26 protein-coding genes, 1 tRNA gene and 5 pseudogenes are annotated in these 25,670 nt (G+C 41.7%); 17 read left to right on the forward strand and 15 right to left on the reverse strand.

Going from position 1 to position 25,670, the window contains the following annotated elements:
* Positions 1-5 precede the first annotated feature (5 nt).
* From ACLFKQ_RS06240 to ACLFKQ_RS06255, 4 genes and pseudogenes are all read right to left on the reverse strand, one after another.
* Positions 6-1,919, reverse strand: a complete 1,914-nt coding sequence (locus ACLFKQ_RS06240; protein ID WP_448998981.1) for a CHASE2 domain-containing protein — start codon at positions 1,917-1,919, stop codon at positions 6-8.
* A 66-nt stretch (positions 1,920-1,985) separates the two neighbouring features.
* Positions 1,986-2,660: a response regulator gene (locus tag ACLFKQ_RS06245; protein WP_448998982.1), complete on the reverse strand. Its 675-nt coding sequence runs from the start codon at positions 2,658-2,660 to the stop codon at positions 1,986-1,988.
* Positions 2,661-2,808: 148 nt separating this feature from the next.
* Positions 2,809-3,303, reverse strand: a complete 495-nt coding sequence (locus tag ACLFKQ_RS06250; RefSeq protein ID WP_448998983.1) for a hypothetical protein — start codon at positions 3,301-3,303, stop codon at positions 2,809-2,811.
* 106 nt (positions 3,304-3,409) lie between these two features.
* Positions 3,410-4,399 (reverse strand): annotated as a pseudogene (locus ACLFKQ_RS06255) (ISAs1 family transposase); the annotation flags it as partial.
* 88 nt (positions 4,400-4,487) lie between these two features.
* On the opposite strand from ACLFKQ_RS06255, the gene ACLFKQ_RS06260 reads away from it, so the two are divergent.
* Entirely contained in the window at positions 4,488-4,988 is a 501-nt protein-coding gene (locus ACLFKQ_RS06260) for a GNAT family N-acetyltransferase (protein WP_448998984.1), read from the forward strand.
* A 488-nt stretch (positions 4,989-5,476) separates the two neighbouring features.
* Here ACLFKQ_RS06260 and ACLFKQ_RS06265 read toward each other — a convergent pair whose 3' ends face one another.
* Together ACLFKQ_RS06265 and ACLFKQ_RS06270 are read right to left on the reverse strand one after the other, a co-directional pair.
* Positions 5,477-5,782: a hypothetical protein gene (locus ACLFKQ_RS06265; protein WP_448998985.1), complete on the reverse strand. Its 306-nt coding sequence runs from the start codon at positions 5,780-5,782 to the stop codon at positions 5,477-5,479.
* A gap of 136 nt (positions 5,783-5,918) precedes the next feature.
* Complete coding sequence (locus ACLFKQ_RS06270) at positions 5,919-6,098, reverse strand: hypothetical protein (protein ID WP_448998986.1); 180 nt, start codon at positions 6,096-6,098, stop codon at positions 5,919-5,921.
* Between the two features lie 202 nt (positions 6,099-6,300).
* Between ACLFKQ_RS06270 and ACLFKQ_RS06275 the strand changes: the two genes are divergently transcribed.
* The 15 genes and pseudogenes from ACLFKQ_RS06275 to ACLFKQ_RS06345 all read left to right on the forward strand — a co-directional run.
* A tRNA-Pro gene (locus ACLFKQ_RS06275) sits at positions 6,301-6,374 on the forward strand.
* A gap of 254 nt (positions 6,375-6,628) precedes the next feature.
* Positions 6,629-7,045, forward strand: a complete 417-nt coding sequence (locus ACLFKQ_RS06280; protein WP_448998987.1) for a hypothetical protein — start codon at positions 6,629-6,631, stop codon at positions 7,043-7,045.
* A 10-nt stretch (positions 7,046-7,055) separates the two neighbouring features.
* Entirely contained in the window at positions 7,056-8,300 is a 1,245-nt protein-coding gene (locus ACLFKQ_RS06285) for a glutamate-5-semialdehyde dehydrogenase (protein WP_448998988.1), read from the forward strand.
* Positions 8,301-8,397: 97 nt separating this feature from the next.
* A complete protein-coding gene (locus ACLFKQ_RS06290; protein ID WP_448998989.1) occupies positions 8,398-8,901 on the forward strand; it encodes a DUF427 domain-containing protein in 504 nt (167 codons plus the stop codon).
* Positions 8,876-9,214 (forward strand): hypothetical protein, encoded by a 339-nt coding sequence (locus tag ACLFKQ_RS06295; RefSeq protein WP_448998990.1) that lies wholly within the window; start codon positions 8,876-8,878, stop codon positions 9,212-9,214. The genes ACLFKQ_RS06290 and ACLFKQ_RS06295 overlap by 26 nt, the downstream gene beginning before the upstream one ends.
* A 672-nt stretch (positions 9,215-9,886) precedes the next feature.
* Complete coding sequence (locus ACLFKQ_RS06300) at positions 9,887-10,405, forward strand: phycocyanin subunit beta (protein WP_448998991.1); 519 nt, start codon at positions 9,887-9,889, stop codon at positions 10,403-10,405.
* Between the two features lie 82 nt (positions 10,406-10,487).
* A complete protein-coding gene (gene cpcA / locus ACLFKQ_RS06305; protein WP_448998992.1) occupies positions 10,488-10,976 on the forward strand; it encodes a phycocyanin subunit alpha in 489 nt (162 codons plus the stop codon).
* Positions 10,977-11,097: 121 nt separating this feature from the next.
* Positions 11,098-11,922, forward strand: a complete 825-nt coding sequence (locus tag ACLFKQ_RS06310) for a phycobilisome rod-core linker polypeptide (RefSeq protein ID WP_448998993.1) — start codon at positions 11,098-11,100, stop codon at positions 11,920-11,922.
* 75 nt (positions 11,923-11,997) lie between these two features.
* Positions 11,998-12,858 carry a phycobilisome rod-core linker polypeptide gene (locus ACLFKQ_RS06315; RefSeq protein WP_448998994.1) on the forward strand — a complete coding sequence of 287 codons (861 nt, stop codon included), beginning with the start codon at positions 11,998-12,000 and terminating at the stop codon, positions 12,856-12,858.
* Positions 12,859-12,933: 75 nt separating this feature from the next.
* Positions 12,934-13,221 (forward strand): phycobilisome linker polypeptide, encoded by a 288-nt coding sequence (locus ACLFKQ_RS06320; RefSeq protein ID WP_448998995.1) that lies wholly within the window; start codon positions 12,934-12,936, stop codon positions 13,219-13,221.
* Between the two features lie 545 nt (positions 13,222-13,766).
* A complete protein-coding gene (locus ACLFKQ_RS06325) occupies positions 13,767-13,904 on the forward strand; it encodes a hypothetical protein (protein WP_448998996.1) in 138 nt (45 codons plus the stop codon).
* Complete coding sequence (locus ACLFKQ_RS06330) at positions 13,897-14,277, forward strand: response regulator (RefSeq protein WP_448998997.1); 381 nt, start codon at positions 13,897-13,899, stop codon at positions 14,275-14,277. Before ACLFKQ_RS06325 ends, ACLFKQ_RS06330 begins: the two co-directional genes overlap by 8 nt.
* A 70-nt stretch (positions 14,278-14,347) precedes the next feature.
* Positions 14,348-14,674 (forward strand): annotated as a pseudogene (locus tag ACLFKQ_RS06335) (response regulator transcription factor); the annotation flags it as partial.
* Positions 14,675-14,725: 51 nt separating this feature from the next.
* Positions 14,726-15,013, forward strand: a pseudogene (locus ACLFKQ_RS06340) (winged helix-turn-helix domain-containing protein); the annotation flags it as partial.
* Positions 15,014-15,166: 153 nt separating this feature from the next.
* Positions 15,167-16,204, forward strand: a pseudogene (locus ACLFKQ_RS06345) (response regulator); the annotation flags it as partial.
* A gap of 154 nt (positions 16,205-16,358) precedes the next feature.
* On the opposite strand, the gene ACLFKQ_RS06350 reads toward ACLFKQ_RS06345, so the two are convergent.
* The 5 genes and pseudogenes from ACLFKQ_RS06350 to lgt all read right to left on the reverse strand — a co-directional run bounded on the left by ACLFKQ_RS06350 (position 16,359) and on the right by lgt (position 19,699).
* Complete coding sequence (locus tag ACLFKQ_RS06350) at positions 16,359-16,661, reverse strand: VTT domain-containing protein (RefSeq protein WP_448998998.1); 303 nt, start codon at positions 16,659-16,661, stop codon at positions 16,359-16,361.
* Positions 16,662-16,673: 12 nt separating this feature from the next.
* Complete coding sequence (locus ACLFKQ_RS06355; RefSeq protein ID WP_448998999.1) at positions 16,674-16,814, reverse strand: hypothetical protein; 141 nt, start codon at positions 16,812-16,814, stop codon at positions 16,674-16,676.
* A 628-nt stretch (positions 16,815-17,442) separates the two neighbouring features.
* Positions 17,443-17,765, reverse strand: a pseudogene (locus ACLFKQ_RS06360) (IS1634 family transposase); the annotation flags it as partial.
* 181 nt (positions 17,766-17,946) lie between these two features.
* Positions 17,947-18,732, reverse strand: coding sequence for a precorrin-4 C(11)-methyltransferase (gene cobM, locus ACLFKQ_RS06365; RefSeq protein ID WP_448999000.1), 786 nt, complete (start codon positions 18,730-18,732; stop codon positions 17,947-17,949).
* 112 nt (positions 18,733-18,844) lie between these two features.
* Positions 18,845-19,699, reverse strand: coding sequence for a prolipoprotein diacylglyceryl transferase (gene lgt, locus ACLFKQ_RS06370; RefSeq protein ID WP_448999001.1), 855 nt, complete (start codon positions 19,697-19,699; stop codon positions 18,845-18,847).
* A 105-nt stretch (positions 19,700-19,804) separates the two neighbouring features.
* Between lgt and rlmN the strand changes: the two genes are divergently transcribed.
* Positions 19,805-20,854, forward strand: a complete 1,050-nt coding sequence (gene rlmN / locus ACLFKQ_RS06375) for a 23S rRNA (adenine(2503)-C(2))-methyltransferase RlmN (protein ID WP_448999002.1) — start codon at positions 19,805-19,807, stop codon at positions 20,852-20,854.
* On the opposite strand, the gene ACLFKQ_RS06380 is transcribed toward rlmN, so the two are convergent.
* From ACLFKQ_RS06380 to psbA, 4 genes are all read right to left on the reverse strand, one after another.
* Positions 20,851-21,036: a hypothetical protein gene (locus ACLFKQ_RS06380; protein ID WP_448999003.1), complete on the reverse strand. Its 186-nt coding sequence runs from the start codon at positions 21,034-21,036 to the stop codon at positions 20,851-20,853. The genes rlmN and ACLFKQ_RS06380 overlap by 4 nt on opposite strands.
* A 348-nt stretch (positions 21,037-21,384) precedes the next feature.
* Positions 21,385-22,887: a helicase C-terminal domain-containing protein gene (locus ACLFKQ_RS06385; protein WP_448999004.1), complete on the reverse strand. Its 1,503-nt coding sequence runs from the start codon at positions 22,885-22,887 to the stop codon at positions 21,385-21,387.
* A 33-nt stretch (positions 22,888-22,920) separates the two neighbouring features.
* Positions 22,921-24,123: an HhoA/HhoB/HtrA family serine endopeptidase gene (locus ACLFKQ_RS06390; protein ID WP_448999005.1), complete on the reverse strand. Its 1,203-nt coding sequence runs from the start codon at positions 24,121-24,123 to the stop codon at positions 22,921-22,923.
* Between the two features lie 307 nt (positions 24,124-24,430).
* A complete protein-coding gene (psbA, locus tag ACLFKQ_RS06395; RefSeq protein WP_448999006.1) occupies positions 24,431-25,495 on the reverse strand; it encodes a photosystem II q(b) protein in 1,065 nt (354 codons plus the stop codon).
* Between the last annotated feature and the right edge of the window lie 175 nt (positions 25,496-25,670).

Below are 25,670 nucleotides of genomic sequence, written 5' to 3' on the forward strand. Positions count from 1 at the left end.
TGTTCTTAAAAATTCCAGAACCAACTGCGATCGCTCGACCAAGTTAATTCACATACCGTACCTTTAGACTGACGGGGAAAGCGGCGGAAATTCCCTCCCAACTGTTTGGCTAAGTCTCTGGCTTGTTTGGTTCCTCCGCCACAAACTCGATGATCCATATTGCCGTAGTGTTCCAAACCAATGCCGTTATCCTCGACTCGAATAATATTGGTAGTTTTTTCTTGAGTACAGGTAACTTTTAATCTAGTAGCTTCTTTTGCATACTTACCGACATTAATTAAGGCTTCTTCGAGAAATCTACACAAGCTACGTTTTTGCTCTACGGTCAAGTTTTTACCATTCATGTCTTCAAACTTGACTATTTTAAATTTAATTGCTGCCAAACAGGGTAACTGCTGGATAATAGTATTGCTATAAACTTGATAGAGTATTTCTTTTAATGGACACTGCAAATCTATTTTGGCGTTGCCGACATAGATACTATTGCCGTCGATAATCGTTTCTTTTTCTACCAACTCTCCCACGCTGCGTAGTTCGTTGTCGAGTACTTGCAATTCTTTAATTAGGCGATCGCCATCTAATTGTCGCTCTTGAATATTTCTGAGAATTTGCTTGAGGGTTTGTATCGGTCGATTGTGAATTGTCGATGACATATACTCGATCGCGTATTGTCGTTCTTTGAGCTTAAATTTTAAATCTTGGCGATCGCGATAGAATAGCGAAGCGGTCAAACCCAAACCATTAATTAATAACACCAGTAGTGAGGGAACGACTGGTAGCCACAGGGCAAATTCTAATAACAGTAAATAGCAAATTGCCACCACTATAAGGCTACTGAGGATAATAGTAATCAGCAATTTCCAGGGAGATTGACTCAGCAGTCTCGCCAAACCGATACCGAGAAATCCCCAGGCTAAAATCCAGAGATATTCCCAAATATCGCTCCAGACAGTTAATAGGGGTCTATCGTCTAAAACCGCACCGATAATTTGACTGATGGCATGTGCCTGAATTTCTACCCCGTAAACCAAACTAGGATTATCTGACTGTAGCCCACGGACACTAAAATCATCTCTCACGCTCAAGGCGGTAACGCCGATCAAGACGAGGCGATCGCGTATCCACTCTGGATTTACTTTTCCTGCCGTAACATCTGTTAGGGAAACAATACGAAAAGGCTGTTTGCCGCGACGAAAGTTTAGTAAGATTTGATTGCCCCCCGCATCGACATTAACATAGCCGCCAGTATTGGGAGTAACTCTATTTAGTTTGACTCCTGCCAACTGCATCACTTCTGGCTCATCGGGAGCATTTTCTAGAGTAATGCCTCGATCGCTTAAATACTTTTCTGCCAGTCTAATGGTGAAAGAAAATTTTAATTCGTTGTCTTTGACCAAACTCAGCAAACTACGACGTAAATTGCCATCTCGATCCAAGACTGCATCGGCAAATCCTACTTTGTCTGGTGGTAGTGCGGGAGATGGGGCGATCGCCTCAATACGTCCATCTTCTAAGCTAGATAATACCTTTTCAATTCCGAAAACATTATCTTGCTGGCTGAAAATCGTGGTTAACTCGGCAGTACCTGGAGGCTGCGGTTTGTCTCTTACCAGATCGACTCCGATCGCTAGGGGATCGTACTTCTCTAGGATTGTAATTAAACTAGCTAATTCTCTGTCGCTGATGGGATAACTTTCTAGACCGCGAATATCTCGTTCGTTGATGCCGACAATTAAAATTCTGTCATCGATTGGTTCTGGCGATCGCCAGCGCAAAAAGTTATCTAAAGCAACTAACTCTAAAAACTCTAATCCCCCTAATAAGCGCACCAAAACCACTAAGCCAATTACTGCAATGCCAGGCATTGCACCAGCACGCCAAATACTAAGTTCCCGTCTGATTTTCGACCAGATGCACATTTATCTTGCCAATTCCTCTGTATTTCTCGTTTATAGCTCTGGCTTAAAGCTTAAAACTATCGAATTTTAATCGATTAAACCTACTTCTCTCGCCCTATTCTCAGTTTGGATGCGCATATTTTTGTCTTCTTCTGGGTAAACCTCCAGCAAATCCTGAACTTTAGTCCAGTAATGTCTTACAGTTCGTTCGGCAATATTCATTTTTTTGGCTATCTCTTTATCTTTCAAACTTTGATTAAAAGCCAACTCTAGCAAACTCAACCATTCTTCTTTTAATTCCAAACCAGTCCGCATCTCCTTCGGCGTACAGTTTACCCCATTTAACGACCAATCGACTTTAGTTAACATTTTTTGTAATGGTTCGCCTTTGTCGGCTACGGTAAAACCACCTTCATGTTCGTAAATATTGGGACGCAATCGAATTAAAGCTCTAGCATCGGCAGTTTGAACTACGATATTCAAAGACGAGTAGTTATCCATCATACTTCTCAACAGATCGATTCCTACTTCTGGTTTGGGACGCTCGCCTGCTAATTCGGGAATCGAAAGATCTGTAATTACCAGATTATACGTGAAACTGTGCAGCTTTTCTTTGGCTTCTCTGGCATTTTTGGCTAACTGAATATCTGCTTCTGGATATTCACTGGCGATCGCGTCCATCGTACCGCCTATTACCGCCTCATGGTCGTCGATAATCAAGATTTTTAGGGATTTAGCCGACTGGTCTATCATATCTATCATAATTTTTCTCTATAAATAAACTGTGTCCATTTTGAAACCAATAGTTTTTATTGTTGTTAAGAATTAAATTCTCTTGCCTCTTGCCTGCCTCAAAACTTTACTTATCACGCCTTGACGAAGTTTTTATTAATACTTAGTTTAATTTGCTCTACCAACTCAGATGGGAGGTAGCGAGAGATTTTTGTGTTTGAGCGATCCATCTCCCCGATGTCAAAATCCGAAAAGATTGGCTGAGATATTCCAATTCTCGGCATTTGTCAGAAGATAGAGCTGAGTGTGATGCATGACGTTCGAGTGTAATCTTTAGCTGATTATCTCTTGCGTTTTGCTGAAGCTCGATACCAATTAAAACTTTTTTAAGATCTGATAATTTTAGCTCTAAAATCCCATCTACAGCAGTTAAAACGATGCGATTGCGATCGGATGAATTCTGTCGCCATTGAGAAGTTAATTTTAATTGAAATTTACAATTAGGTTTTGCTAACTGCCACTTTTGCACCAAACATTCTATAGCCAAGGGCAAACCTTCCTCTAAATACGGAGGAGAGAGGCGATCGCTTAGCTCTTTTAAATAAGCGTGGAAAATTTGAAACTGCTCGATCCAGTTAAGATCTGGATGAATTGCTGATTTATGTGACCTCAACAGAGAAAGTTCCAAACTGCGACGAACCGCAAACGATTCTTGTAAGAGACAATCCCGAATTCGCTCTGCTTCCCAAGTTAATTGTTTCGACTGGCGGTTTTGCCACTAGAGAACAGAGATAAAATTGAACTTCATAAGTAACTTTGTTCCATAAAAGACGGGTTCTTTCTACCATTACAATACTCTCAAGTCCTAACCATTGTTCTTGTTTGTAAAGACCGCCAAACTCAGACAGAGGCACAGCCCAAACCAGCCGTTTTTCGGTGCGATGATGTCCTTCTTGCTCCGTCTTTACGCTGAGGAGACCTCAGCGCAGGCGGTGCGCTTTTTCTATCCTGCGGTCATGAGAAACTTTAATAGCTTCAAAGTCTGAGGCGTGAGCTTTGTCGAACCAATTTTTGACCTGGGCGTGAAGGGTCGGATGATTAGTTTTGAGTGCTAAAACATAATCAGCTTTTTTAGCGCGAATTAAACGAACAATCTCAGTTTGTGTTCCCATTGCATCAATAGTAATAATCGCGCCCTGAATATCGATTAATTCTAATAGAGCAGGAATGGCGGTTATTTCATTAGAATGATCTTCAACTTTTATTTGCCCTAGAGTCAAATTTTGCTCTGCAACCCAGGCTGTGACTAGATGTAAAGCTTTAATGCCTCGCTCTCGCTCATAAGAACTCTTCAAACACTTACCATCAATTGGCACGATTTTTTGCTCTAATGAAGGGATTAATTGTTGCACCCATTTAGTAAAACCGTTTTCAATAGCTGATGGGTCGAGCCTCTCAAAAACTCGACGAAATGTATCATCACTAGGAATTCCATTGGGTAATTCCAAGAATTCTGTTAACCACTCTTGCTTAGAGATACCGTAATTTTCGATATCTTCCCAACCTTCCGCTCCAGCAATCACGGCTAAAATAGCTATGACTAAAATATCTTTTAACAAATGCTTTTTGGTTCTGGTAACTCTAGGGTCTTTAATCTCAGAAAAATAGCTTGACAAATTGGCTTGGATTTCAGCAATTGGGGTCAATTTTACTTGTTTGGCTGATTGTTTAGCTGGTTCGGCTTGTGCGCTTGCAAATCCTAATGCCATTAATTCTTTCCTCTAATCGTCTTAAACGTAAAACTATATTAGAGCGATATTCAAGTCATAATGTGTCACAGCTTTAAGGATAGTTAACATGAGACTATTATTTAGACCACTTATTGAGGAAGATGCACTCGCCATCCTAAAGTGGCAGTATATTCCCCCGTATGACTACTATAATTTTAAGGCTAATACTACCCAAGAAGACTTGCGTTATCTACTGGATAAGAAAAACGCCTTTTTTGCTCTCTTGAATCTACGAGGGCAACTTGAAGGCTCTTGCTCTTTCGGCTCAGATGGTCAAGTGCTAGGTGGTTGTTACACTACTCAAGCTCTTGACATCGGTATGGGAATAAAACCAGATTTAGTTGGTCAGGGACGCGGTAAGTTGTATGCTCTAGCTGTAGCTAGGTACGGAATAAATCAATATGAGGTAGAACAGTTGCGGGTAACGGTCGCCCAGTTCAATAAGCGGGCGCAACGAGTATGGCAGCAGTTAGGATTTGAGCAGGTAGAGAGATTTGTCAAAGTTGGAACTAAAGAAGAGTTTGTGATTATGACTTGTGCAGTTTTTTCTTTACCCATCAAGTTTTGAAAGCCATTTGTTTTTGTCAAGTACATTTTATACAAAATTAGATGAGCTTACCCTGCAACTAATCCATACAAATAATAATAGTTATAATGCCATGGTAAAATCTGTTGTGGCTTTACTCCTTTGAGAGTAATTTTTTTGCCTGATTCTGTTCTAAATCCTAATCTTGTTTCATCTTGAAACCAGTCGATGATATCGCGATTGTCTTCCTGTTTGTCTCTAATGTCATTAATTAAACCTTTGATTCTATCAGGTAAATGAGCTTTGAATACTTCAATTACTCCTGGTTGTTGTTTCTCATGTCTGGGTCGAGTAACTTTGAGTTTACTTTGTAATTCATATCGAACGACTCGATGTATAGTTGCATAACTTATTTCAATATCTTCACAACTAAACAGCGCGGACAGCTTTGCTGTCCTAGTCGTCGTTAGACGACGAGCTGCGCATACGCGCTGCGTTGTACTTCTTGATAACTGTTAAAACCTTCGGGGTCAGATAACTCTTTTTGAAGCTTGGCTACTGTTTCTATCTCTAGTTTTTTTTGGTCTTCCTGTTTTTAGTGGTTCTTCTAGGAGTAAAGATAATCCTCCTGTTTTATACAATTGTAACCAGCGATGAATCGTTGACTCTCCTCTACCTATAATTACTGCTAAATAATTGACATTTTCTACTACCTTAATTTTTAGCAGATATAGGCTTTGTACTTTAGCATATCCTAATCCCGTTTTTTGCCGCTTCATCAGTAACTTTAACTCTTCTACTGATTCGGCTATTTCTATTTTAGGTACTCCAGACATTCGCTAGCATTTTATCTTTTTGTTATTTTACCAAGTCTCTCATTATTTTTGAAAATTGGTATAACAAGGAATCTGCCATGAATGAACTTTCAAGATCGAACTACTTGCTATCTTCCCTTATCCTTTCCTTTTTAGACTACCTAGTTTGAGCAATTCTGAGGGCATTTACCCAACCTTCTTCTGTGTTAGTCGCTACATTAATATCGTTTCTTTTCTTCTTTGGGTAAGTAAAACGCAGATTGATTTTATCGTATCGGCTGACAGAAATTTTTACTATTCCTATTTTGGCTTTTCTCTCTTCGTTGTTGATATACATGACTTTCAGCAGTGAATTTAATTCACACCAAATTCACACCATTTTTACAAAGAGATTCCAAAAGACTACACGAATTATCTACTATTAACTGCTTTAAATAAGCAATCAACTAATTTCTACAATTACTTCTATATCGTCCACAACCTTTGCCCAGTCTGTAATTTGCACCCTAACCCTAAAAAGGTTTATGATGTGTTTGATTCGGGATGTGGCGCAGTTTGGTAGCGCACCGCTTTCGGGAAGCGGGGGTCGTGGGTTCAAATCCCGCTATCCCGATCGCTTACTCGATATATAATTACCAACTTTATCGCTAGACTGGGATCTAGAGCTGCGAATCTTGGTCTTTTGTTCTCCCCAGTATGGTAAATGTTAAGAGAAGTTGATTAAATTTGTTTAGAGTAAGATACATTTGTTGATTAAATTTGTTTAGAGTAAGATACATTTAAGGGATGATAAAAGTAAGTAGTAATATATGTTTATAAATAGTTGTAGAATTTATCGTCTTAACATATTACTTTTACTGAGTCAGCGTGCGACCCTATCAGAAAACCCAAAAAATAGATTTTAACAGCGATTATCCCTGTCCTTGTCGGCGACGTGGCAATCTCAAACCGATAGTCCTAACCGAGGCGTTGGGGTGCGACCGCTGTCAGCAAATTTTTGTTTTAAAAGAAAACGGTCGAGTAATCGAACAGCTATCGTCGATATATCACAAAAAAGCCTGGCGATGGACGGGATATCGCTGGGTCAATGCTTACAGTTGTTGGACGCAAAACTATTTATCGGCAATATTGGGAACTACTATTTTCTTAGCCGTAGCTGCCGCAGTGATTTTACCCATGTTGTTGCACTGGCTTTCGGCTCAAAGTATTATTTTTTTGGCAATAGTTCTGTTAATATCAGTATTCTTGCTAACAATAATGCTCTGGGTAATTTATCGGCATTAATTTAAGACAAATGCAAACTTCATCGAACAAAAAGCTAGCTATAGTCGAGCGCTCGCGACGAGCCGCAGAACAATTAGCCTGGACTTCGGGATTGATGCGTCGTCAAGCAGTAGCAATCTTAGCAGAAGCATTAGCTAGCAGCTTTGATGAAATTTTAGAAGCAAATACTCTCGACCTGGAAATTAGCCGCGAAATGGTCGTACCAGAAATAATTGTCGACTGGTTAAAGCTTACGCCAGAAAGATTAGAAATGGCAGTAAAAACCTTAAAGCAGTTGGCGAAATTGCCCGATCCGACGCGGAGATTAATTAATGCTCCCTATCAGTTAGAACCCTGTCAAACCTACTGTCAACTAATGCCTTTGGGAGCTATTGCGTTTGTCTACGAAGCTTTTCCCGAATTAGCAGCGATCGCCGCTGGAATGTGTCTCAAATCGGGCAATAGTATTATTTTGAGAGGTTGTAGTACTACCAGCAACACCAATCAAACGATCGCCAAAATTTTGCAGAATGCTCTAGGAGGAACAAATCTCCCTCCAGGTTGCTTAGAAGCAATTTTTTCCGATTCGGGAACTTCAATTCAAGAGTTAGTCACCCAAGATCAGTATTTAAATTTAATTATTCCCTATGGTCGTCCCAGTCTAATTCAGCAGGTTGCCGAACAAGCTACGGCACCGGTATTAAAAACCGCGATGGGGAATTGCTACTCCTATTGGTCTGAAAGCGGCGATTTAGAGTTGTTACGCCATGCGATCGTCGATAGCCATGCCAGCGAACCAGATGCAGTTAACGCTATCGAAAAAGTTTTGATTCATCGAGACAAGAAAGCTTCTTCGATACAATCTTTATTCAACAGTTTGCAAGAACAGGGTTTTACTCTCAAAGGAGATAAAACTCTAGTAAATCAATTTCCCGAATATTTAAAGCCAACCGCAGCATCAGAATGGCAACAGCCTTATTTAAATAAATCCGTGGCTTTTCGCTATGTTGACAATTTAACTCAGAGTATTTCTTGGATTAGTCGCTACAGTAGCCATCATGCCGATTGTATTTTTACCGAATCCTATCAAGAAAGCCGTCAATTCGTTCAAGGTGTAGATACGGCTTTGGTTTATATCAACGCTTCACCCAAATTTAACCGCAATCCCGATAATGGTGAAAGCGTATTTTTGGGAATGTCCAATCAAAAAGGATATCGTCAGGGATTGATTGGTTTGGAGACTTTTACTACTGTCAAGCAAGTCGTTCAGGGTTAACGGAGCGATCGCCATTGAATTCGAACCACGATTAACGAGAGTTTTTAGTTAATCTAAAACAGTAATAGTAGCTCGAACTTATCCCTCGATTTCTAAAATGGCAGCTTATCCTCAACCTATAGAACCACAACCCGGTCAAGAATCAGTCTGGGATTATCCCCGTCCACCACGCTTGGAGCGATCGCCGAAACGGATTAGAGTAGTACTTAATGGCGTAACCATTGCCGATAGTTGCAATACCTATCGGGTATTAGAAACCAGCCATCCTCCTACCTACTATATTCCGCCAGAGGATATTCAGCAGGAATACTTTCAAAAGACGACTGACAAACGTTCTTTTTGTGAATGGAAAGGATTTGCCAACTATTACACAATTATCGTCGGCGACACACAGGTATCCGAAGCTGCCTGGTATTATCCCCAACCCAATGAGGCTTTTGCCCAAATTAAAAATTACGTAGCTGTTTATCCGAGTAAAATGGATGCTTGTTATGTTGATGAAGAGCTAGTTAAATCTCAACCGGGAGATTTTTACGGTGGCTGGATTACTAGCGATATCGTCGGACCTTTTAAAGGTGGAATGGGTACTTGGGGATGGTGAAATGATTGAATTTTGGTTGGTTTGCGTAGGTATTTTATTTGTCTTGGCAGAATTTGTCTTGTGGATTAAAGATTTTATTCTGCCTCTTCCAATCTATATTTTAGCGGGGGCATTTCTGGCGATCACTTCTAACTATCAAGGGGGAATGATGTCTTTGTTTCGGCAACCCAATGCTTCTCCTCCAGATGCTATTTCCCAAACTTCTACGACAATTGAAGAGCGCCAAACGCTCGAATCGAATAATACTATACAGTCGCCGCTCCTTCCTGCTCCATCAACCGAACCTAAAGAGAGGCGAGCGCCTGGTAGATGATAATTTTTCTACATCTACGTAATAAACAAGGGGCTGACTCTGGAGGAATACAGAGCTTGTACGCCCCGTGCCTGGGGTTTCTCCAGGCGACGCGCCCTCCAGAGGGCAGAAGGGTATATTTTTCGTAACCACAGTAAATGAAATTCAGCTTCAGATTCTAGAACAATCTCAAAAATATTTTTCGTCGAACTGACGTTAAATTAAGGCAAAAATTATTAATTTCAAACTTTTGGCAGCAAAATTTACCTTAGAAAAATCAAACTATGGGCTAATTTGGCTAGATTTCAAGCAAGCAATACGTATTAAAAAATTAGTGGTACTGTAAACTTTTTTAGCACGACCCAAGCTTTGGAGTTGAGATTAATCGCCAAAAGCAATTAGACCATACGAAGATAAATTTTAAAATAAAGTTATCGTTACAAATAATAACAAAACTTTATTTTAAAAGATGGTAATTGCACGAAGATTGCACAAAAGCTTTGGTTGAATAAGCTTAGTCCAAAAGCCACTGAATCTCTTAACTTATAAACTTGTAATATCAATCGACTAAGTTATTTAGGAAAACAAAGCATTGAGCTTTCTATTTAACTTTGGTTCGGCTGAGTCAGTAAGTTAGGATTCAGTTTTCTAATTAATTCATTTTGTGCAAATAAATATTTAGGAGAAACATTAATGTTTGATGCATTTACACGGGTAATTTCCCAGGCTGATGCGAGAGGAGACTATCTCAACAACAGTCAATTTGATGCTCTCAAAAACATGGTGGCAGAAAGCAACAAACGGATGGATGTTGTCAATCGCATTACTGGTAATTCTTCAGCTATTGTCGCTAACGCCGCTCGTGTTTTGTTCGCCGAACAACCTCAGTTAATCGCGCCAGGAGGTAATGCTTACACCAATCGCCGCATGGCTGCTTGTTTGCGAGATATGGAAATTATCTTACGCTATGTTACCTACGCCATGTTCAGTGGTGATGGCAGCGTTTTAGAAGATCGTTGTTTGAACGGTTTGCGAGAAACTTATGTAGCTCTAGGAGTTCCAGGCGGTTCTGTAGCTCAAGCTGTCAACAAAATGAAAGCTGCTGCTATTGAAATTGCTAACGACAGAAACAATATTACTCAAGGAGATTGCAGTTCCTTGATGTCAGAATTATCCAGTTATTTCGATCGCGCTGCCGCCTCGGTAGGCTAGATGTCTGTTCGCTCTCAGAACATCTTTAAATTATTTTCGATTAACAACATAGTAAAAATTTATTTCAAGAGGTATTTTGCCAATGAAGACTCCCATTACCGAAGCAGTATCTACTGCAGATTCTCAAGGTCGTTTCTTGAGCAGTAGCGAAATCCAAATTGCTTTTGGTCGTTTTCGTCAAGCCAACGCTAGTTTGGAAGCCGCTCAAGCATTGACTAGCAAGAGTGATAGTTTAGTTGAAGGTGCGGCTAAAGCGGTTTATAACAAGTTTCCCTACACTACTCAAATGCAGGGACCAAACTATGCTTCTACTCCCGAAGGTAAAGCTAAATGCTCTCGTGACATCGGCTACTACTTACGGATGATCACCTACTGTTTAGTTGCTGGTGGTACGGGACCTATGGATGAATATCTAATTGCAGGAGTTGCAGAAATCAACTCTACTTTTGAGTTGTCTCCTAGCTGGTATATTGAAGCTCTCAAATATATCAAAGACAACCATGGTTTAAGTGGCGATCCTGCCGTCGAAGCCAATTCCTATATTGACTACGCGATTAACGCTCTCAGCTAAAAGTTTACCTAGTAGCTCGGAATTGCAGATGACTATTGAGCTTGTCTTTGAGTTTAATGGTTGGCTGTAATTCCGAGCAGTTTTTTTAACCAACACAATAGTAAATTTAGGAGAATAACCAGTGGCAATTACAGCAGCATCTCGCTTGGGAATCTCTGCCTTTGAAGAGAACAATATCGTGGAACTGCGACTCAACTGGAATAAAGAAGATGCCAAAATTGCGATCGCCGCAGTCTACCGACAAGTCTTAGGCAACGACCATCTGATGAACTCGGAGCGTCTGACTAGTGCTGAATCGTTGTTGGAAGATGGTTCGATTTCTGTTCGTGAATTCGTTAGAGCAGTCGCCAAATCAGAACTATATAAATCAAAATTCTTTTATAACAACTATCATCCCCGTACTATAGAGTTAAACTTCAAACACCTACTCGGTCGCGCTCCTTACGACGAAGCCGAAATTGTCGCCCATCTAGATCTCTATCAAAAACAAGGCTTTGAAGCAGATATCGATTCCTACATCGACTCAGAAGAATACGTAGAGAACTTTGGCGACAATATCGTTCCTTACTATCGGGGTTTTACGACTCAAAGAGGTCAGAAAACCGTAGGTTTTACGCGAATGTTCCAACTCTATCGCGGTTATGCCAACAGCGATCGCGCTCAAGGTAATACGGGTAGCCCTCGTTTGACTTACGATCTGGCTCGCAATATCCCAACTCCCGTGCGCAGTCCCGGCGGAAAGGGAAAAGATTCTCTCTCGGGTACCACGGCAAGCGAAAGGGGCGGTTTGTATAGACTGCGGTTTACTACTAGCGCTTCCCCAGGAAGCACTCCCCAATTACGTCGTAGTTTAAAAGAGTATGTCGTACCTTACGAAAGACTTTCGTCAACTCTGCAAAAACTCAACAAACAAGGCAGTCGAATTCTCAGCATTACCAACGCTTAAGTTTGGTTGGTTATCGTTACAAGGTACACTAGTTAAAAAATAAAAACTATAACAAACAGAACAGGAGAATAGTAAGTGGCAATTACAACAGCAGCATCTCGTTTGGGTGTTTCTGCTTATCAAGATTCCGAGCCTTTAGAATTACGTCCCAACTGGTCTAAAGATGAAGCTATGGCGGCAGTTAATGCCGTTTATCGGCAAGTTTTAGGCAACGATTATATTATGCAGTCCGAGCGTCTCACAGCTACAGAATCTTTACTATGTAATGGTTCGATTACAGTAAGAGATTTCGTCCGGGCAGTGGCTAAGTCCGAACTGTATAAGAAAAAATTCTTATACGGCAACTTTCAAACCAGAGTTATCGAACTAAACTTCAAGCATCTTTTGGGTCGCGCCCCCTATGATGAATCTGAAGTAATTTATCATTTAGATCTGTATCAAAATAAAGGTTTTGAGGCAGATATCGATTCTTATATTGATTCTGAGGAATACGTACGGAACTTTGGCGATAATATCGTTCCTTACTACAGGGGTTTTGCTACCCAAACCCAACAAAAAACTGTAGGGTTTACCCGTATGTTCCAGCTATATCGAGGTTATGCCAACAGCGATCGCTCTCAAGTAGCTGGAAAACCGTCTCGTCTGGCTAGAGAGTTAGCGGCTAACAATGCTTCGGCAGTAGTTGCCCCATCTGGTAGTACTGAAGGTTGGGCTTATCAAGAACCCGAACGAGGCGTTACACCCAAACGCGCCTTTAGAAATGCTAATCGGGAAGGTCGTATTTATCGTATAGAAATAGCGGGTATTAATTTGCCTGGTTATCCGAAAGTACGACGTTCCAGTAGAGCATTATTAGTTCCCTACGACCGCTTATCACCAACCCTCCAAAAAATCAACAAAATGGGCGGCAAGGTCGCCAGCATTAGTTTGGCATAAGAATTAGAAACTAATAAGGGATCGAGGACGAGGAATCGTTCTTTAAATCCCTAAATCATACAGGAGATAAACATCATGTTAGGTAATTATTTAGTTGGAGGTCGCTCTAATTCTCCAGCCAAAAATCGAGTTTTTGTCTATGAAGTTAAGGGATTAAAACAAGGGGACGAAAACGAAAGCAAAAACAACTATCCTTTACGCACCAGTAGCAATGTTTTCATGCGTGTTCCTTACAACCGTATGAATGAAGAAATGCAGCGCATTAGCAAAATGGGTGGCACGATCGTTAACATTCAACCCCTCGATAGCTTTAAAATGCCAAGCAAAGTTAACCAGCGTGGTACTGAAGAGGCTAAAGAGTGATTGCTTTACCATTTTTCATTTATCCTTAGTCATTAGTTGCCAGGATACGAGTTTTGAGGTTTCCTCAGGACTCTCGACTCCTCTTGAAGTTGTCTTAAGTCGGGTCGACAGTAAGCACCAGAACAAATGCCCTGAGGAAGCTTCGCTATGGTTTCAATAGTGTGGGTTGTCCATTTCGCAGCAGTCCATTATATAATCGCGCTGCTTTGACTGGAGAGTTAGGACTGATTCGATCTAGATTCAAATCATATTAAATTGAGAAAGTTTATTAGTTGTAATTATCTCATCCTCAAAACGCAACGAATTTTATCAAAGTCTTTCGGTCGAGTTTGGACTGAGCGCTACATCAGCCAAATACTGTTTAATTGTCCTTAGTTCTCCCTGGTTAGTGGTTATTGTTTATAACTTCGAGCGATTTTTTTTGACTCATTTTTATTACTTATTGTTTTTGAATTAATTTTAGTAACACCTTAAATTAATCAACTTTAATTCGAGTTAAGCTTGGTGTCGATTCTTCCGATTCTCGGAAAAAAGGAGGTACTGGTTTGAGTTTGGCTATTTATCGTCAAATTATTGAAGGAGACGGAGGGCAAATTTGGGCGAAAAGTTGCTTGGCAATAGGTAGCACCCTTTATCGTACTCTTTCCAAACTCATACAGTCAGAGGAAAATCGTCATGAATAACAAACGAATTTTATTGATTGAAGATGAAGAGACGATTCAAGAAGTGGTGCAGGTAGGCATCGAAATTGAAGTTGGTTGGCAAGTGGTAATTGCTTCTTCGGGTTCCGAAGGGATTAATTTAGCACGAACTCAGCAACCTGATGCGATTCTTCTCGATGTCATGATGCCCGATATGGATGGTATTTCTACTTTGTCTAACCTCAAAGCTAATGCCAAAACTCGCTCTATTCCAGTAATTTTTCTAACTGCCAAAACTCAAGCTGCAGAAAAAGACCAGTTACAAAGTTTGGGCGTTGTGGATGTAATTACCAAACCTTTTAATTCGATGACTCTAGCCAGTCAAATAACCAAAATTCTACACTGGGAACTGTAGTTATCAGCGATTAACAACTAAACTAACTCTTTAATACTTGCAAATTTCCCGTATCATAGCGCGATCGAGCATGAGGATTTTACTAGTTGATGATGACGAAGCCTTAGTAGATATACTTACCAGAACTCTGGCAGAACGAAGTTATGCGATCGATGTTGTTACTGATGGGGAACAGGGTTGGATTTATGGTTCTACTTATACCTATGATTTAATTATTCTTGATTGGTCGTTGCCCAAACTCGATGGCATTAGCCTATGTCGACGTTTTCGCGCTCGCGGTTACAATACTCCGATAATTTTACTTACCTCGCGTCAGGGCAGCCAAAATAAAATTAAGGGACTGGATGCTGGTGCAGATGATTATATCTGCAAGCCTTTCGATCTTGAAGAATTAACTGCTCGCATTCGAGCATTACTACGTCGCTTAAACTGCGACTTTCTTCCCGTATTGAGTTGGGGGGCGCTACAACTCGATCCCTGTAGTTGTCAAGTTACCTATGAAGGCAAAATATTATCTTTAGCAGCCAAAGAATATCGGCTACTAGAGTTATTTTTGCGGCACCACCACGAAGTTTTGAGTATCGAAGATATTATTGAAAGTCTCTGGTCGTCGATGGAATATCCTGCTGGGGCAACGGTTCGTTCTCACATCAGACACTTGCGGGAAAAATTAAAATTAGCTGGTTTACCAGAAGACATTATTACCACTGTCAGAGGACGGGGATATTGTTTGAAGTCCTTACCTCAAGCCGATAATTTTGCTGAGAATATAGGTTTGACTCCTAGAAAAGAAAAACCAAACAAACGAGCCCAACATTTAGCCGCTTTAACTTCGATTTGGGAAAAAAATCAACCCAAACGACAACGACAGTTAACTATTTTAGAGCAGGCGATCGCCGCTTTACACCAAGATAATCTCGAACTGAGCGATCGCCTTTCGGCAATCGTTGCCGCCCATAGTTTGGCGGGAAATTTGGGACAATTTGGTTTAAATCGAGGCTCTCAACTAGCCAGAGAACTGGAAAATTTATTGCAAAATAATTCTGACCGAGAACGATGGGGAGAATTATCAACTAAATTAGCTGCCTTGAGTAAAGAAATAGCTACAGATCGAGATATTTCCAGTTACATCAACCGAAAAATTTCCGAAAATTCACCTCTATTGTTAATCGTCGGGGACGACCTTAACTTAGCTCCTCAGTTAACCCAAGAGGCGGAAAACAAGGGAATTCAGACTAAAATTTTATCCGACCCAGAATCAGTAAAAATTTGGCTCGAAGAGCAAGAATATCTCTACGAAAAACTCCCTCATGCAGTATTGTTACCTATATCCTTTGCTAATTCTGAGCTTGACTCCCGACAAGAATATCTCACCTTAATTGCCGAGTTAAAGTTGCTCGAACCATCAATACCAGTTATCGTTATTGCCGATCGCGATCGTTTTCGCGATCGTCTACAAGTAGCACGTCATGGAGGCAGTTTTTACCTCACTCAACCAATAAACTCGAGCCAGATTATTGCCGTTTGTCAGCAAGCTTTACGACGTTCTTCTAGCGGCAAAAAAATTATGATTGTCGATGATGATGCTGAACTGTTACAAACACTACCTTCTCTGCTACAACCCTGGGGTTTTCAAATTACTACTCTCAACGATCCTCGACAGTTTTGGGAGGTACTGCAAGCCGTAAACCCCGATTTAGTAATTTTAGATATCGAAATGCCCCATCTAAGCGGCATTGAATTGTGTAAAGTGCTGCGGACTCATCCTTATTGGTGTAAGCTACCAGTTTTATTTCTCAGCGTTCATCACGATGCGGCGATCGCCAGGGAGGCATTCGCCAGCGGTGCTAGCGACTCGATCGCCAAACCAGTTGTCGCCCGAGAACTAGCTCATCGCATTCTCAATCACTTGGCTCTACGTAATTAAATTACAGCAGTTTTCTATGGAGTAGACCACATCTTGGTATTAGACCGGAGGCAGGAGGTAGAAGAAAAAAGTCGCTCGGTTGTATTCTATTCAACTGAAAAGCGCAGTAAATTTCAAAATAGCGACGCGACGCTTGATTTTGTTGTGGCTCGCCTTATCTTGGCGAATCTAATTTGTTTTGTAACTGATAGCGAGCAACACGGGAAACCGTAAGCAGCAGGGTAACTAACAAACCGAATATAGAGAAAAACCATCGAATCGCAGGATGGGAGTCGTCGGACATTCCTATTGCCAGCATGGTGAAGTCTCCTACTAGAGAGCCACAAAAGGTATAGAGTATAACTCCCGGTAAAATGCCTACTACAGTAGCCATAGTAAAGTCTTTAAAGGCAATTTTAGAAACCCCCAAAATGTAGTTGAGCAGATTAAAAGGAATTATTGGGGACAGGTGCAGCAAACAGGCAATTTTCTACCCTTCAGTAGCGATCGCTCGGTCGATTGCTTGTAGATAGCGATTTTTAGTTAACCGTTGCATTACCCAGTCTCTTAGCAAGAATCTTTCCGTCCAGAAAGCACTTACCGCTCCTAAAACTCCCCCAATAAACACCACAATCGCTCCCAAAAAGTGCCAAACAGGCCCCGCCTCCTAAAGCCAAAATAGAGCCTGGTATGCAGAATAACGTGACAGTGGTGTAGAACGAAATAAAAGCGATCGTGCTCCAAGTTCCTAAAGAATCGATCCACAGCAAGATTGAGGATAAATACTCGTCTAATTCGAGATAACTGGCGATCGAGATTAGTAAAATACCCAAGCCAAACCACAGTAACCATTGGTAATTAAACTTTAGCTGCTTCATGCCTTCATGTCTAGTTTGCTTAGTGACTCATCGTTCGCTCATTTTGAGATCGACTCAGTTGCTCAACACTCATGTTGGTGACGTAAATGCGCCAACCAGCAAGTTGCTCAGCCTCATCGAACGCCTCTGCTTGGCGTTCAAATGTGAGCTGGAATTGGGTTTTAGACCGTTTACGTGAAGGGTCTTTGCCACTCGGACGTCCACGCGCCCTACATAGATAAGTCACCGTTTGCGCATCGATTTGAGTGGCAAAGTAAGCACTGACCCGATAGCGTTTGAGAATAGCCTGCAACTTGTTTTTGAGCTGACAGTGGTCTGGGGGAGGGTCGAGAGTGCCCAATAGTTGAGGATATTGGCGCAAGTCAAGACGGTGGTCTTTACACCTATTACCTCTATTACCGAAGCCAAGCGGTCGTCGGTGGCATCTTTGGCATCTATCTATGGTCCACCCCTGTCGCTAGTGCTAGGGTATGTCGGTGCTGAGTTACCCAAGATTCTATGCACATAGATGATGGTCTGATTGAGTCATGATGTAGCTCAGTAACAGCACACTCAGTTGTCCATAACTCAACCCTCGGCGATTTCCGTGTGGTGATGGCAGGGCTGCATCTAGAATGTCGGACAGGTTCAACTGGAGTAACCAGTATAATTACAGGAATCTCGTCACTGCGTTCTGAGGTGGTGCGTGGCTGGGGTGAGGACATAGTTACTGGATGGCTTCATGTGATGATGTTCCTCAAACCTAATGCCAACAAAAGACTCAGGTCAAATTCTCATGGGCTAAACAATGCGCTCGCCTTGGACAAATATTTATTCTACACTCTGACCAAAAATCAGCGAACTGGCAGTAAAGTAATAAGTTATCTCTCACCGATTTACACCATACTAACTCTTAGCGGTACGAAACAGATGAGAATGTTCGGGGTGATATAAGCGCGATCGCGCTATTTTAGCTTGTTTTAAAGCAGGACTAATTAAATACATCACGGTTCTAATGAGCTTGTTTTCTCGTGTAACCTGCGCCATTTTTGATAGTGGTACGACCCAAATTTTTTCGTCTTGCCAACCCAAACGAAAACAAATAGCAACGGGGGTATCGGCAGGATAATGCTGCAACAGCTTAGCTTGAGACTCTTCGGCGTGACGCGCTGCTAAATAAAGGCATAAGCTAGCTCGATGAGCCGCTAAAGAAGCTAATTCTTCGGCTTCTGGTACGGATGATGCCTTACCGCTAATTCTAGTTAAAATAATTGTCTGGACTAATTCAGGTACGGTTAACTCTGTCCCTAGAGTTGCGGCAGCAGCCTGAAAGGTACTAATACCAGGAACTAGTTCAAAGGGAATATTAGCGGCAGCAAAAGCGCGAATTTGTTCGCCGATCGCGCTATAAAGACTGAGATCTCCTGAATGTAGGCGCACTACGGCAAGATTAGCTCTAACTCTGGCGATCGCTAGAGGAATAATTTGTTCTAGGGTTTTATTACCAGTGGTAATTAGTTCGGTATCGGAGCGAACATGCTGCAAGATTTGTTTGGGAACTAAGGAGTCTGCATAGAGAATTACATCGGCTTGACTGAGAATTTTGTGAGCTTTAATAGTCAGTAGTTCGGGATCGCCAGGACCAGCACCGATTATATATACAGCAGGTTTGAGAGGAAATTTGTCGGACATGAAAGAAAAATTAAGAGGTAAGAGAGCAGAGGAAGCAGAGGAGAATGAGATTCAGAGAATTAGGGATTTGCGGACTCGGGAAAATGTTCCTACTTCCCTATTTTTCATTTCCCTACTGCCTAGTGCCTTCTTGATTATTCGCTACTTTATTGACAACATCGGGTAGGGGACGTTTGAACCAATACAGCCAAGCGAGACCGAGCAATCCTATGGCGATCGCACCTAGACTGATTAACTGTGCTACTCTGATCGAGCCAAACATTAAGCTATCAGTACGTAAACCTTCAATCCAGATCCTACCGCTGCTGTAGGCAATTAAATAAACAAAAGTCAGCGTTCCTAGTTTTAAACGATTTTTGTGCCTCAATCCCCAAAAAAACAGCCAGAGGAGTAAGATAAATACGCCCAGATTCCATAAAGATTCATATAAAAAAGTAGGATGGAAATACTCGTAGTTTATATATTCTGGTGGACGATTGGCAGGAGGAATATACAGTTTCCAAGGTAAATCTGTCGGTGCGCCAAAAGCCTCGGAATTAAAAAAATTACCCCAACGACCGATCGCCTGTCCTAAAATTAAAGAAGGTACCACGAGATCCCATAGCTGCCACACAGAAACTTTATTTATCCGAGCAAAAATAATAGTGGCAATGGTTCCGCCAATAATTGCCCCGTGAATCGCAATACCTCCCTGCCAAATGGCGATAATGTCTTGAGGACGCTGGGCGTAATCAGACCATTTAAATAAAACATAATATAATCTGGCGCAGGGAATGGCGGCAATGACTAACCAGATTGCCAAATCTGCTAGTAAATCTGGATTAACTCCCCGTCGCTTGGCTAGATACTGCGATAAACTAACACCAATTAATACTGCAATCGCGATTAGTAAACCGTACCAACGCAAGGTCAAAGGACCAATTTCAACAATTATTGGACCTGGAGACTGAAATTGAATCAGTAACATAAAGTAAATTGATAAATCGTGAATGGTGAATCTAAAAGCAACACATTCACATTTACTCTACCTTGAATTAATCTATTAAAACTCAACTACTTATAAAATTATTTCATGACGCTACAAACCGCCAATCTAGATACTCAGCCAGCATCAGAAGTTCTATTAGGTAAAACTCTATTGGAGTTAACCGAATGGGTTCAGCAGCAAGGACAACCTGCCTATCGTGGCAAACAACTCTACCAATGGCTATATCAAAAAGGAGCGCGATCGCTCGAGGAAATTTCCGTTTTTCCCAAACGGTGGCGCGAAGAACTAGCGGACTACCCTCTAGGGCGTTCTACGATTCACTATCGTAGTGTTGCTACCGATGCTACCCGTAAGTATTTATTAAAACTAGCCGACGGTGCCATAGTAGAAACTGTAGGTATTCCTACTGCCAAACGCCTGACGGTTTGCGTTTCTTCTCAGGTTGGTTGTCCGATGGCTTGTGATTTTTGTGCCACTGGTAAAGGTGGTTTCATCCGTAACCTCCAGCCTTACGAAATTGTCGATCAGGTGTTAACAGTAGGGGAAGATTTTCAGCAACGAGTTAGCAATGTGGTGTTTATGGGTATGGGAGAACCTCTGATGAACCTCTCAGCAACCGTAGCTGCGGTAAAATCTCTCAATCGGGATGTCGGTATCGGACAGCGATCGCTTACTGTTTCTACAGTGGGTATTCCGGGTAAAATTCGCGCCTTAGCCGCCTATAAGTTACAAATTGTCTTCGCCGTCAGTCTCCACGCTGCTAACCAGCAATTGCGCCAGCAGTTGATTCCCAGTGCAAAATACTATCCTTTAGATGCTTTACTAGCTGATTGTCGAGGATATGCAGCGACTACCGGCAGAAGGGTAACTTTTGAATACATTTTATTATCAGGAGTTAACGATCTGCCAGAACACGCTACAGAATTAGCCAATCTACTTAGAGGTTTTCAAACTCATGTCAATCTGATCCCTTATAATCCAATTTCAGAGGTGGATTATCAAAGACCAGATAGACATAAGATAGAAGAATTCCAGCGAATCTTGCAGGAGCAAAAAATTGCTGTCAGCGTACGCTATTCAAGAGGTTTATCTGCCGATGCGGCTTGCGGACAGTTACGTGCTTCTTGCAGTTAAGTAGAAACAGCGCAAGCATCAACCCCTGGGGCATAGGCTTCAATGACTTTAGCAGTTTTATAACATTGAACTAACAAATAGTCGCAACTAGGACAGGAAGTACGCACTATAGAATTATCTACTATATGTTTTTTAGCTAGTTCGCCACAGTTGGGACAGCGAACGGTTTGTGATTTGGTCATGATCTCGTAAAGATTTAAACTTAGATTTGGTTAAAAGTATTAAAATTGTAAGTCAACAAAACTTGACAATGTTAACTCATCTTTATCTATCATATTTTCTTTTTCAGTAAATAAAACCTTTCTTTATATAGATTTCACTTTGCTTTAACACGATCCCCGCATTCTCTGTCAGAGTCGAACGGCAAAGTCGATGTCCGTGTTACAATGAGTTTCTTCGATTAAGGTAATCTGAAAATATGGCGATCGCAGCTCGAACTAAACTTTAAAAAATGTAGCAACTTTGATTGCTGTTGCTAATTTTTATCGCTCCAACCCCTGAGTAAACTGCAACTCACTGATACTATCGAACTAAGATCCGAGATAACCAAACCAAGATGGGTCGATGTAATTAATCCGAGCGCAAGGTTCTAAAGCCGATAATATAGTCTTGCCATAGCTGCGAAAATTAACGCGATTGTCTAACAAAGCTACGATTCCCTGAGTTTCTCTCAAGGGAACTATTGCTTGCTGTAACTTACGGAGGGCAGTAGGTAACAAATAAAAACGAAACCAGTCTTGACGCTGACTTTTATAGTAGGCAACGCGACTGGCAACTAAGGGATTTTCTAGGGAAGGAAGGGGTAAAGTAACGATTACCAGTAACTGCGGTACGGGTAGCTTATCTTGATGCAGTTTCCAAAAAGACCAGCCACAAACCAAAATACTGCGCTCGCTTAAATCTCGAGCTTCAACTCGCACCCGAGAACCAAATTCTGAGGCTAAAACCGAGCCTACCTGAGCCTTGAGCGGAACATCTTCTACCAAGATTACCACTGGTCGATCGATATTATTACTCAGACCCACCAAGAGAGTTACCTGTTGAAAAATCGCCTGGCGAAATTGAGGTGTATTGGGCATCGGCAAGCGATCTGGTACGTATAATTGAACTGGTTCGTTTTGGCGATCGGGAGAAAATTTTAAACACAGTATGTCTTCAATACCTAATTCTTGACGATAAATTGGTGCTGAAGGGTCGAGATCGAGAAAGCTACCGGTAATAACTACTGGCTGTTGTTGCCAAATAGGTTTTAAAGCTGTAGCCACTTCCACAGGAGCGAGATAAATCTTAAATAATCCTCTTTCTCTATCTCTAGACGACCACATAATATTAGGTCGCTCCTGCCATAATTGCCAAAAATAACTGAATTTTGGAGTTAGCAGGGATTCTGATGCCAATTTGTCGCATAACTCTTCTAATAAATCTGACTCGGATCCAGTTAATAAATAATGTTGGTAGGGATTATGAGGTCGGTTAAAAATCGCCTTGGTTAATTTAACTTTGATATTGCGGATTGATTCACCGTACTGAGGTGCATGGAGCATCAATTCATTCCAGTCAGACAGGGATAAATTTACGGTAAGCTGCTTTCTGGCATTTTCCTCTAAATCTTCGGCGCGATCGATTATGGCAGGAATTTCTGGAGGAAAGCGACGGTGAAGATGGAGGCGATCGCTCAACCAGCTTTCTGGAGTAGTTAACAGCAGCTCATCGGTGGATTTCCAGCGCTCGCCAATTCTGACTGGTTTGTCAGTGGTCAACCAGTCCTGTAGTCGAGGAATTTCTTCTGTGAATAAATATTGTAAAATCGGTGACGGAGCAACGATCAGTGCCGCTCTATCTCCACATAAAACTGGCATTAAATAGCTCAAACAATACTTGCTAACGCTACTACCAGTTTGTAGTAAAGCCGAACGCTCCAAACGCAATGCTCTGGCGACCAACCTCGCCATAGTCAAATGATGAGCCCAATTGCGATCGCCTCTTTCTCTGATATAATCTCGCAGAACAGAATGAACTTCTACTTCAAACACATTTAACTATCTAACAGCAGCCAACTGAGCTAATTACTCAGCCTTAGTATCGGGAAAAATTCCCGGTCTAACTTCAATGATTTTTACTTTACCTTCTCGGATCGTTTCTAAAATTAGAGTTTCCCCAATTTTACTGTTTTCCACCTGTTCTTGAACTTGTAAAGAAGTTGCTACGGAGCGATCGCCAACTCGAGCGATCACATCTCCGGGCATTAGACCAGCCCGTTCTGCGGGGGAATCAGGGATAACTCTAACAATCAACACTCCTTTGTTTTCATTGACCTTAAATTCAAACTGGCTATAAGAGTTGATTTCTGCTTTCGAGCGGTCATTGAGAGTGACCATATGAATTCCCAGGTAGGGATGCTCGGCTCTTCCTTTGGCAAATAATTGAGTGGCAATGCGTTGTGCGGTTTCGATCGGAATAGCAAAGCCCAAGCCTTGAGCGTCGGCACGAATAGCGGTATTAATCCCAATTACTTCTCCCTGAGCATTAAGCAGCGGTCCTCCAGAATTACCAGGATTGATCGCCGCGTCGGTTTGAATAAATCTCACTCGTTTATCGGGAACTCCTACTTGGGAACTAGAACGATCGATCGCGCTGATAATTCCTACAGTAACTGTATTGTCTAAGCCCAGGGGATTGCCAATGGCGATCGCCCACTCTCCTGGAGTTAAATTTTCTGTATTGCCCAAAGTTACTGTTGGTAAGTCGACGGCATTAATTTTAACCACAGCTACATCAGTAATCGAGTCGGTACCCAATACTATTCCTTGATAAACCTGACCGTCTTTTAGAGTGACCTGAACTCGATCTGTACCGTCAACTACGTGAGCGTTAGTAATCAAACGTCCATCAGAACTAATAATAAATCCCGAACCAGTTCCTCGTTCTACTTTTTCTGGTACGGATGGGTCGGCATTGTCAAAGAATCTTCGTAGAAACGGTTCGTTGGGTAAAATATCGGGTACGGCAGAAGAAATTTGACGAGAAGCATCGATCCGAACTACGGCAGGTCCCACTCTTTCGACGGCCGTAGCGATAAAGTTAACATTTTCACTAGGGTCAAAAGTATTTGTTGAATTTGATAAAGTCGGAATTGCCTTGGGATATATTGGAGACTGTTCGGTCGCGGTTTGCTCCCGCTCGAGATAACGGCTGCCCCATAATCCCACACAACCGCCTAATGCCAATATACCGAAATAAACACCCAGCTTGTTCGAGGAAAATTTCATATTAGTTAGCTTACGCTTGGGTTCTCCCTATTTCAAATTATTACAGGCACAAATTGAGAAGGTTTCTCTCATCCGACTTTATCGACGGTCACCCACCGTCTCTGCTGACCTGTAAATAATCTAAATTAATAGTCAGAGATTGAATAAAAATTTATATCACTCTCGTCTAATATTCTATTTTACTGTCGAAGAATAAATCTCCAATAATTCCGATCGCGATTGCAGATGTGCAAAAAAAATGCCCTTCCGTAGAAGAGCAATGGTTAATTGGATCCTAAAACCTAGCAACTATTACATTGACTAACTATTAACTGTTAATTACAGGTGCAGCCTCACCAGCAGCCAAGTCTAAGGGGAAGTTGTGAGCGTTGCGCTCGTGCATGACCTCAAATCCAAGGTTAGCTCGGTTGAGTACGTCTGCCCAAGTGTTGACGACACGTCCTTGAGAATCCAAGATCGACTGGTTGAAGTTAAATCCGTTGAGGTTGAACGCCATGGTGGAAATTCCCATTGCGGTGAACCAGATTCCAATTACCGGCCATGCTCCTAAGAAGAAGTGCAAGGAACGGCTGTTGTTGAAAGACGCGTATTGGAAGATCAAACGACCGAAGTAACCGTGTGCGGCTACGATGTTGTAAGTTTCTTCCTCTTGTCCGAATTTGTAACCGTAGTTTTGAGATTCGGTTTCAGTGGTTTCACGGACTAAGCTAGAAGTTACCAAGCTTCCGTGCATAGCGCTGAATAGTGCGCCCCCGAATACACCTGCTACACCCAACATGTGGAAGGGATGCATTAAGATGTTGTGCTCGGCTTGGAAGACGAACATGAAGTTGAACGTACCGCTAATTCCTAAGGGCATTCCGTCGGAGAAGCTTCCTTGTCCTAAGGGATAGATTAAGAAGACTGCAGTCGCTGCAGATACTGGTGCCGAGTAGGCTACACAGATCCAGGGACGCATTCCCAAGCGGAAGCTCAGTTCCCACTGACGACCGAGATAAGTAAATACCCCAATTAAGAAATGGAAGACGATCAGCTGATAAGGACCACCGTTGTAGAGCCACTCATCTAAGGATGCTGCCTCCCAAATGGGATAAAAGTGCAGCCCGATGGCGTTAGAGCTCGGTACTACTGCCCCAGAAACGATGTTATTGCCGTAAAGCAAAGAACCCGATACGGGTTCGCGAATGCCGTCAATGTCTACAGGAGGTGCGGCGATAAAGGCAATGATAAAACATATAGTGGCGGCCAGGAGAGTCGGAATCATTAACACACCAAACCAACCAATATAAAGGCGGTTGTTAGTGTTAGTAATCCAGCGACAAAATCTTTCCCATAAACCGTAACCGTCACCTTCACGGATGATAGTTGTCATAATGTATGTATGGCTGAATTAATTCTACAATTTTGGCAAGCTTTTGTTGCCTACTACTTAAATATAATATTTACACTTTATTTTTATTAAGCTGAACGATCGGGCAAATTTATTTATATTTGTTTAGATTTTTGTTTTACATTTATTAATAATTATTGGTTTGAGGTGATTGTTT

Source organism: Myxosarcina sp. GI1(2024), assembly GCF_053543375.1.

Coding starts and splice junctions, on each gene's coding strand:
- rlmN (WP_448999002.1), top strand. CDS start 19,805: ATGACGCTACAAACCGCCAATCTAGATACTCAGCCAGCATCAGAAGTT.
- lgt (WP_448999001.1), bottom strand. CDS start 19,699: ATGTTACTGATTCAATTTCAGTCTCCAGGTCCAATAATTGTTGAAATT.
- ACLFKQ_RS06300 (WP_448998991.1), top strand. CDS start 9,887: ATGTTTGATGCATTTACACGGGTAATTTCCCAGGCTGATGCGAGAGGA.
- ACLFKQ_RS06390 (WP_448999005.1), bottom strand. CDS start 24,123: ATGAAATTTTCCTCGAACAAGCTGGGTGTTTATTTCGGTATATTGGCA.
- ACLFKQ_RS06245 (WP_448998982.1), bottom strand. CDS start 2,660: ATGATAGATATGATAGACCAGTCGGCTAAATCCCTAAAAATCTTGATT.
- cobM (WP_448999000.1), bottom strand. CDS start 18,732: ATGTCCGACAAATTTCCTCTCAAACCTGCTGTATATATAATCGGTGCT.
- ACLFKQ_RS06285 (WP_448998988.1), top strand. CDS start 7,056: ATGCAAACTTCATCGAACAAAAAGCTAGCTATAGTCGAGCGCTCGCGA.
- psbA (WP_448999006.1), bottom strand. CDS start 25,495: ATGACAACTATCATCCGTGAAGGTGACGGTTACGGTTTATGGGAAAGA.
- ACLFKQ_RS06265 (WP_448998985.1), bottom strand. CDS start 5,782: ATGTCTGGAGTACCTAAAATAGAAATAGCCGAATCAGTAGAAGAGTTA.
- ACLFKQ_RS06380 (WP_448999003.1), bottom strand. CDS start 21,036: ATGACCAAATCACAAACCGTTCGCTGTCCCAACTGTGGCGAACTAGCT.
- ACLFKQ_RS06270 (WP_448998986.1), bottom strand. CDS start 6,098: ATGTATATCAACAACGAAGAGAGAAAAGCCAAAATAGGAATAGTAAAA.
- ACLFKQ_RS06240 (WP_448998981.1), bottom strand. CDS start 1,919: ATGTGCATCTGGTCGAAAATCAGACGGGAACTTAGTATTTGGCGTGCT.
- ACLFKQ_RS06330 (WP_448998997.1), top strand. CDS start 13,897: ATGAATAACAAACGAATTTTATTGATTGAAGATGAAGAGACGATTCAA.
- ACLFKQ_RS06290 (WP_448998989.1), top strand. CDS start 8,398: ATGGCAGCTTATCCTCAACCTATAGAACCACAACCCGGTCAAGAATCA.
- ACLFKQ_RS06260 (WP_448998984.1), top strand. CDS start 4,488: ATGAGACTATTATTTAGACCACTTATTGAGGAAGATGCACTCGCCATC.
- cpcA (WP_448998992.1), top strand. CDS start 10,488: ATGAAGACTCCCATTACCGAAGCAGTATCTACTGCAGATTCTCAAGGT.
- ACLFKQ_RS06320 (WP_448998995.1), top strand. CDS start 12,934: ATGTTAGGTAATTATTTAGTTGGAGGTCGCTCTAATTCTCCAGCCAAA.